This is a genomic window from Alkalibacterium gilvum (assembly GCF_900109085.1).
GTDB lineage: Bacteria > Bacillota > Bacilli > Lactobacillales > Carnobacteriaceae_A > Alkalibacterium > Alkalibacterium gilvum.
Genome location: NZ_FNYW01000058.1, coordinates 1 through 8,134, shown reverse-complemented (window position 1 = coordinate 8,134; position 8,134 = coordinate 1). Strand labels below are relative to the sequence as shown.

Annotated in this window: 9 protein-coding genes and 1 pseudogene; 7 read left to right on the top strand and 3 right to left on the bottom strand. The window is 32.7% G+C overall.

What is annotated here, in order from left to right; translation table 11 throughout:
• On the bottom strand, positions 1-288 hold a 288-nt coding region (locus tag BMX83_RS10095), incomplete at its 3' end, for a transposase (RefSeq protein ID WP_143059534.1).
• A 79-nt stretch (positions 289-367) separates the two neighbouring features.
• Positions 368-892: a 3'-5' exonuclease gene (locus BMX83_RS10090; RefSeq protein WP_091636677.1), complete on the bottom strand. Its 525-nt coding sequence runs from the start codon at positions 890-892 to the stop codon at positions 368-370.
• Positions 893-1,285: 393 nt separating this feature from the next.
• Between BMX83_RS10090 and BMX83_RS10085 the strand changes: the two genes are divergently transcribed.
• The 7 genes from BMX83_RS10085 (at position 1,286) to BMX83_RS10055 (ending at position 7,837) form a co-directional block, all read left to right on the top strand.
• A complete protein-coding gene (locus tag BMX83_RS10085) occupies positions 1,286-1,777 on the top strand; it encodes a PTS sugar transporter subunit IIB (protein WP_091636674.1) in 492 nt (163 codons plus the stop codon).
• Positions 1,778-1,798: 21 nt separating this feature from the next.
• Positions 1,799-2,587: a PTS mannose/fructose/sorbose/N-acetylgalactosamine transporter subunit IIC gene (locus BMX83_RS10080; RefSeq protein WP_091636671.1), complete on the top strand. Its 789-nt coding sequence runs from the start codon at positions 1,799-1,801 to the stop codon at positions 2,585-2,587.
• Positions 2,565-3,386, top strand: coding sequence for a PTS system mannose/fructose/sorbose family transporter subunit IID (locus BMX83_RS10075; RefSeq protein WP_091636669.1), 822 nt, complete (start codon positions 2,565-2,567; stop codon positions 3,384-3,386). Before BMX83_RS10080 ends, BMX83_RS10075 begins: the two co-directional genes overlap by 23 nt.
• 75 nt (positions 3,387-3,461) lie before the next feature.
• Positions 3,462-5,408, top strand: a complete 1,947-nt coding sequence (locus tag BMX83_RS10070) for an alginate lyase family protein (RefSeq protein WP_091636666.1) — start codon at positions 3,462-3,464, stop codon at positions 5,406-5,408.
• Between the two features lie 22 nt (positions 5,409-5,430).
• Positions 5,431-6,051 carry a YczE/YyaS/YitT family protein gene (locus BMX83_RS10065; RefSeq protein WP_272980563.1) on the top strand — a complete coding sequence of 207 codons (621 nt, stop codon included), beginning with the start codon at positions 5,431-5,433 and terminating at the stop codon, positions 6,049-6,051.
• A gap of 4 nt (positions 6,052-6,055) precedes the next feature.
• A complete protein-coding gene (locus BMX83_RS10060) occupies positions 6,056-7,051 on the top strand; it encodes a hydroxyacid dehydrogenase (protein WP_218141948.1) in 996 nt (331 codons plus the stop codon).
• Positions 7,052-7,837 (top strand): sugar phosphate isomerase/epimerase family protein, encoded by a 786-nt coding sequence (locus BMX83_RS10055; RefSeq protein WP_091636661.1) that lies wholly within the window; start codon positions 7,052-7,054, stop codon positions 7,835-7,837. It abuts the gene before it with no gap.
• A gap of 147 nt (positions 7,838-7,984) precedes the next feature.
• Here BMX83_RS10055 and BMX83_RS10805 read toward each other — a convergent pair.
• Positions 7,985-8,134 (bottom strand): annotated as a pseudogene (locus tag BMX83_RS10805) (IS110 family transposase); the annotation flags it as partial.

Below are 8,134 nucleotides of genomic sequence, written 5' to 3'. Positions count from 1 at the left end.
CAAAAGAGCAGGATTGTTCACGTCAAGTGCGATAGCGAGATCTTGATAGGACACTTCTGTAGTTAAGTATAACTCTACCGCATCTCTCTTGAATTGAACAGAATAACTCTTAATTTGACGACTGCGTTTCAAACTTTCTTTTCCCATTGCTTTATAACTAGCTACCCATTTTTGAATAGTTGTTTTACTGGATATCCCATATTTGTTGGCAAGGAATAAATATCCTCCTCTTTGATTTAAATAATCTTGAACGATTTTCATTTTTAACTCATAGCTATATTTAGCCATAAAAATACCCCCAAAAGTTAGAATTTTTAGGTCTAACTTTTGGGGGTCGGCTCATTTTGTCCCAGCCTTTTCTTTATATTTATTTAATGAAGCGGTGTAAGGCTGATGTACCATACTCTCTTTCCTGATTGATTAGAATAGTAGCAGAAGCTCTTGAATCATCGAGTGCATGGTGATGATTTAATGGAATGCCATAATATTTAGCAACCGTATTAAGTTTATGATTAGGTAACCCTCTTAATAAAGAACGAGATGACTGAACAGTACAAAGCGTTTTAAAACGCGGCGCTTGGACACCGTAGTAGTCAAGGGTCCCAGTTAATATGCGCTTATCAAAAGGCATATTATGAGCAACAACAAGTTGTTCCGGTGTGAAAAATTGCTTCATATCATGCCATACATCTGGAAATTTAGGAGCATCAAAAACATCCGCTTCAGAGATGCCATGTATGCTTATATTCATTCGATCAAACCAAGTTTCTGGTTGGATTAGTGTGTAATACTCATCAACGATTTTGCTGTCTTTAACAACCGTTAAGGCAACAGAACACGCGCTGTGAGACTGACGATTGGCTGTTTCAAAATCAATAGCAGTGAAATTCATATAAAACCCTCTTTTAAATTCTCTATATTTCGTCTCCATAGTATAGCATGATTTTAAGCACAAAGCTGGTTTAAGACAGATATTATCAATTAAAAAGTTATATATTAGTAATTTCAGTATAAAGGAATTGCTGATTGATTTATAGTAGAACTGTTTGAATATAGATTAAGTGAAGAAAAAAGAGAAAAGGAAAAAATTGAGTTTTGAACCTTGACAACGTTTAACGCAAACGTTATAGTAGAAATTGTCAAATGTAGGCGTTGTAAAAAAAGTGAATTGTAAGGGGTTTATAGGCGATAAGGGGGGGTTATTAGTGAGATAATATTACAGTAAAAGCTATTAAATATTATAAAAATGAAATTTTAACTTTTTAATTCAGAAAGGAAGATTCAATTGAGTAAACCAAATATTGTTGCTACGAGAGTAGATGAAAGATTAATTCACGGTCAAGGTCATCAGTGGATAAAAGCACTAGGAGTTAACACAGTAATTGTTGCAAATGATGAAGCAGTAGAGGATAAGATGGCGCAGTCTTTGATGAAGTCTGGTGTTTCTGAGGGTGTTCGTGTGAGATTCTTTAGTGTTGATAAAGTAATAGACATTATTCACAAAGCAGCACCAGCTCAAAAAATATTTATTATCACAAAAAATACTTCAGATTTATTGAAATTAGTTGAGGGTGGAGTTCCTATTAAAGAAGTTAATTTAGGAAACATTCATAATTCAGAAGGAAAAGAGAAAATAACACGTTCACTCTTTTTTGGTCAGCAGGAAAAATCAGATGTTAAAAAATTAATTGAAAAATACGGAGTAGCATTTAATACTAAGACCACACCACGAGGAGACGATGGAGCAAAACAAGTTGATGTCAAAAATTATATTTAACTAAAGAAAGAAGGTAGAAAAATGGACATAACAATAGTACAAGCATTATTGATTGGCCTCTGGACAGCACTATCTTATGGCGGAATGCTGCTCGGTATTTATACCAATCGAGCATTATTCTTAGCTTTTGGTGTGGGGGTTATTTTAGGAGATATTCCAACAGCTTTAACTGTAGGAGCAATATCAGAATTAGCGTTTATGGGATTTGGAGTAGGAGCAGGAGGTACAGTACCACCTAATCCAATTGGTCCTGGAATTATTGGTACATTACTAGCAATTACAAGTACAAATGTGACACCAGAAACTGCGTTGTCATTGTCTATTCCATTCGCTGTAGCCATTCAATTTTTACAAACATTTGTTTATACACTTGCGTCAGGAACCCCTACGATGGCTAACAATGCATTAAAAGAGAGAAATTTTACAAAATATAAACTTTCAATTAATGTAACAATCACTTTATTTATAATTACTGGGTTTTTAATTGGATTCATAGGTGCCTACAGCATGGATCTTTTAAGTAGTCTAGTTGATTTAGTACCTGAAGCCTTACTAACAGGATTAAATGTCGCTGGCGGAATGTTACCAGCTATAGGATTTGCGATGATTTTATCAGTAATGATTGATAAAAAATTAATTCCTTTTGCAATACTTGGTTATGTTCTTGCTGCATTTTTTGAATTACCAGTTATGGGAATCGCTTTATTAGCTGCTGTATTTGCAATAAAAGCATACAATGAATACAGTGAAAAAAAACACTTAGTAACAGCGGAAGGAGAAGATGTAAATGACGAAGAAGACTGGATTTAATAATCTAACGAAAAAAGATTATACTAAAACAACTTTTCGCTCATACTTTTTACAAAATGGGTTTAATTACACAAATTATCAAGGGTTAGGGTATGGTAACATATTATATCCAGCTTTAAGGAAAATATATAAAAACGATGATGAGTTTGCTGATAACCTCTTAGCAAACAATGAGTTTTACAATACAAATCCACAACTTGTACCATTTATTACTTCGCTTCATTTAGTGATGGCGGATAATAATGAATCAAATGAAGACATACGTGGTTTAAAGATGGCTTTGATGGGACCTTTAGCAGGAATCGGTGATTCACTGTCTCAATTTGCGATTGCTCCATTATTCTCAACAATATTTGCATCGTTGGCAATGGATGGTGTTACTTATGCCCCTATCTTTTTTATTCTAGCGATAAATGCTGTTCTTATTTCAATACGTTTAGCAATGGGTAAATACGGTTTAACGCTAGGAACTACAATTATTGACACTTTAAGTGATAAAATCACACAAATCTCAGAAGCTGCAAACATTGTTGGTGTTACAGTTATTTCTGGTCTTGCAGCAACCTTTGTAAAAATGAACGTGAATATTAGTTTTGCAGCTGGCGAAGTTACTGAAGAGGGGCAATCACAAGTAGATATTCAATCTTTATTAGATACAGTGGCACCTGCGTTACTTCCCATTTTATACACCCTACTTATGTATTACTTGATCAAAAAGAAAAATTGGAATACCTATACATTGGTTATTTTAACGGTCATTCTTGGCATTGTTCTAAGCTATTTAGGTATTCTCTCATAAATTGAATAGGCATTAAAATCTGAAAAAAGAATACTGCATAAAAAGGTAGTATTCTTTTCTTTAGAAGGAGGACTTATGGAACAATTAACAGTTAAAGAAAATATTGAGAGTCTTGGTTTAAAAAAAAGTTTTGAATTAATAAAGAATCAGTTAGATGATTCAAAAAACATTTTAAATACAGCTAATTTGTTAAGAGAAAATAAATTTGTTTTTACAAGGACTTGGGATATGGAGCCTTGTCACACTCCTTATGAAGTAAAACCATTAAATTGGTTAGCTAATCCAAATGGAGATGATGAATGGACTTTTATGCTCAATCGTTTCGGCTATCTTGAGTATCTTGTGATGGCTTCGATTCTTACAGGGGATATTAAATATATTGAACATGGAAAGTATTTAATGCTTGATTGGATAGTAAGTCATCCTGAAATTACTTTAAATAACTCGACGCGAACATTAGATACTGCGATGAGAATTGATTCATGGATAAATGCAATGGTTTATTTGGATAGATTTAAACTTTTGTCTGTTGAAGATTATAAACAAATAGAAAATAGTATAATAAATCAAATTGTGTATATGAAAGATAATTATATACCTAAATATACTTTAAGTAATTGGGGAAGTATACAGACAGCTGTCATTATCAGAGTAATACCTATGCTTTCTGATTTTAAAAGAAAAGAAGAAATATTTAATTGGGCAGTTGAGGAATTTGAGACACAGATGAAACTTCAAGTATATGATAATGGCCTACATTGGGAACAATCAATAATGTATCATGCTGAAGTCTTGCATTATTCTTTAAAATTGGTATACATGAAAAGCTATCCAATGTCTTCAAATGTAAAAGACATTATATATTCAATGGCTAATGCTTTATTATATCAAATGACACCAAGGGGAACCATCGAAGCTTTCGGAGACAGTGATATTAGTAATGTAATTCCTTTATTAAATTTATGTGCGGTTACGTTCAAAGAAGAACGTTTTAAAGTTAATAACTGTGCATTAAGCAGTATCGAAAATTTATACGAAATGAATAAGGCACAAATTGAATGCTATGCTAATCTTTCTAGTAATTTAGTAAATGATTTTAATTTCGATGGCTTTGATAGTGGAATGTTTACTAGTCGAAGCAGTTGGTCTGATGATGCTAACTTCACATTATTTTCTAACGGAACAATGGGAAGTGGACATGCGCATGCAGATAATAACCATTTGTCTATTTATTATAAAGGTAAAGGAATCATAATAGATAGCGGTCGTTATACCTATCGAGAAGATGACCCACGAAGAATATATCTTAAATCTTCGCAAGCACATAGTTCAGTTATTGTAGATAAAGTTGCAGGCAGTATACCTAATAGTTCTTGGACTTATGAGAGCTATATAAAACCGATTGCAAATCGAGTGAAACATAAAAACAGATTTCACTTCTACCAGGGTACAACTTTATCCAGAGCAATCCCCCATTTCTATACACATACACGTAAAATTATTATTTCTGATGATGGAGTTTGGCTTGTATTAGACGATATAGAAGCAGAAGGAAAACATTCGCTTCAAACATTTTTTAATATAGAACCTAGCGTTTCAGTAGAGTTAACTGACCAAATAGTGAACTTAAACAACCTAAAATTTATTTCTTTGGATGAAGAGTTGAAATTGAATGATCAAATATATTCTCCTTTATATAACCACATAGAAAGAAATAAACAAATAGAATTGAAATCAACTTTTAATAATAGATCTATCACTTCAAAATTGTTTATGAATAAAAAGTTTACTTATAAACAAGTAGATATCTTAAGAGATAACAAAGAAGTGATTGATAACGATTTTGGTATGGCGATAAAAATACGAATAAATCAAGAATATAGCATAACTTTCATAATTATTCATGATGAACTTTATAACGGTCGTAAAAATTTAGTTTGTGAAGGAGTTACTTTTCATGCGAAGGCTTTAGTTATTGAAGAAAAGAAGAATAACAAAGAAGTGTATATACTATCAACGTAATAATGATTGGATTGAATATATAATGAATAAAGACTTAACAAGCTACTTAAAATTCCTGATGAGTTTAGTTGTAATGGGATTTGGTATTGCTCTCGTGACAAAATCAAATTTAGGAACCTCTGCTATCTCAAGTATTCCCTATGTATTAAGTAGAGTATTCAATTTAACCTTCGGGACATTTACATTGATCATAAATACACTTTATTTTTTTATTCAATTAATAGTGCTAAGAGAAAATTTTCCGAGATCACAGTATTTTCAAGTTGTAGTTGGTCCCATTTTGGGTTTATTTATCGACTTATCGATGTTTTTATTAGCGGGTTTAAAAGATATGAACTATGTAAGTCAATTAAGTGTTCTATTAATAGGCTGTGTCATTATCGGCTACAGTATCTGGTTACAATTGAGTGCTAAGATAGTTAATAATCCAACTGAAGGAATGGTTAACCTTGTTGCGATAATAAGTAAGAAAGAGTTTTCGAGAATAAAAATTTTGTTTGATATTTTTTTAGTAATTATTGCTGCAATAATTTCATATACCGGTTTAGGAAAAGTTGTTGGAATAAGAGAAGGCACCGTAATATCTGCTTTTGTTGTAGGTTATGTGATTAGAGGAATTAATTATATAGAAGAAAGAAGGTAAAAAATTGAAGGCAATTATTATAATGGATGATGTATTTACACATAGAGTATATCCCGATTACTTAATTAAAGAATTAAAAGAAGATATAGAATTTGTTAGCAAACCGTTAACAAATGATGAATTATTAAAAAATCTTGACATCTTATCTGAAGTTGATTTTATATTTTCTGGATGGGGGGGTCCAAAGTTCGAAAAAGATGTTTTGGATGCAGCACCGAATTTGAAAATGGTTTTTTATGGAGCAGGAACGATTAAAAATATTGTAACTAATACTTTTTGGGAAAAGGGGATTCGTATAACGACTGCGAATGCTGCAAATGCTATAGCAGTGAGCGAGTATACTCTCGCGGCAATAATTTTTGGACTTAAGAATGCACTTACAATGAACCAACAATTAAATGATACAAAAACTTATCCCGAACCTGGTAAAAGAAATATTCGAGGAGCTTTCAAAGTAAAAATTGGGTTGATTTCTTTAGGTGCTATTGCGAGAGAACTCTTGAAATTATTTGAGAATTTTGATTTTGAAGTAATAGCATACGATCCTTTTATTACTCAAGAAGAAGCTGATAGACTAGGTGTAGTACTGGTCGATTTAGACACACTATTTAAAGAATCTGATGTAGTTAGTTTACACACGCCTTTACTTGATAGTACAAGAGGGATGATACGTAAGAAACATTTTTTATCTATGAAAGGAAATACAACTTTCATTAATACAGCGAGAGGTGCTGTAGTGAATGAAGAAGAAATGATTGAGGCTTTAAGGGAGCGCAAAGATATCTCTGCCTATTTAGATGTAGTTTACCCAGAACCACCTAAAAAAAGTTCACCTCTTTATGAGATGAAAAATGTATTTCTAACACCTCATATAGCAGGTAGCGAAGGCAATGAAGTCACACGAATGGGGGATTTAATGGTTAAAGAATTTAAAGCTTATTTAGCTGGTGAAAAATTAAAATATGAAGTGAACAAAGAAGATTACGAAAGGATGGCTTAAGTGGTAAAACTTGGAGTATGTTCAGTCACTTTTAGGAATTTATCAGTAGAAGATCTAATTCGTGAAGTCAAAAGAGCAGGATTAAAGGCAATTGAATGGGGTTCAGACATACATGTACCACCAAATAATAAAAAAAGAGCACGTGAAGTAGTGCGTATAATGGACGAAGCAGGATTAGAAACTTCTTCTTATGGTTCATATTATCGAGTGGGAATTGAAAACGAATATTCATTCGAAGAAGTACTTGAAACAGCAGTGATACTAAAGGCCAAAGATATCAGAGTATGGGCTGGTAGGAAAGGATCGAGTGATGTAGACGATGCCTATTTTAATAAGGTTGTTCGAGATAGTCAACGAATCGCTGGATTAGCAGCAAAAGAAAATATACGAGTGAGCTATGAATATCATAGAAAAACTTTAACGGACACGGTAGAAAGCACATTAAAGTTATTAGGAACAGTAAATGACGAAAATATAAAACTCTATTGGCAACCGTCAATTGGTTTGGATAAGGAAAGTCGATTGCAGAATATTAAAGAAATCGGTCAATATATAACGAATGTTCATGTATTTAAATGGGAACAAACTAACCGATTATCTTTAAAAGAAGGGATACACGAGTGGATAGAGTACAGCAATATGATCAATAGACACTCTAAAAATTCAAAAGAACCTTATTATTTATTAGAGTTTGTAAAAAATGATTCTCTGAATCAATTTTATCAGGATGCAGAAGCATTAAAAGAGATTATTTTGCAAAGTAAGATGAACATAAATATTAATTAAAAAAGCATTATGGTGGTAAGTCAAGAACAAAGATTAAGAGATTTCAGTAATATTCGATAAAAAAAGCCGCACTCAACTAAACCGTCACGTATCCGAAAATACGTTCGGTTTAACTTCCGGATATCCGCCCTTAAGAAAACACTTTTCTTAAGACTCTATCGCCTCCGATCTGGCGATATAGAGTTGGTGATTGCTTAGGAGTGCAAACACCAGACGCACAAATTTTCGTGCTGTTAAGACGAGGGCTCGCTTGTGCTGGGCTTTTGGTACTTCATTGTACTTTTTATCGTAGTAGTC

Excerpts from the sequence above, each read along its gene's own strand:
- BMX83_RS10065 (WP_272980563.1), top strand. The coding sequence starts at position 5,431 with ATGAATAAAGACTTAACAAGCTACTTAAAATTCCTGATGAGTTTAGTT.
- BMX83_RS10075 (WP_091636669.1), top strand. The coding sequence starts at position 2,565 with ATGACGAAGAAGACTGGATTTAATAATCTAACGAAAAAAGATTATACT.
- BMX83_RS10090 (WP_091636677.1), bottom strand. The coding sequence starts at position 892 with ATGAATTTCACTGCTATTGATTTTGAAACAGCCAATCGTCAGTCTCAC.
- BMX83_RS10080 (WP_091636671.1), top strand. The coding sequence starts at position 1,799 with ATGGACATAACAATAGTACAAGCATTATTGATTGGCCTCTGGACAGCA.
- BMX83_RS10070 (WP_091636666.1), top strand. The coding sequence starts at position 3,462 with ATGGAACAATTAACAGTTAAAGAAAATATTGAGAGTCTTGGTTTAAAA.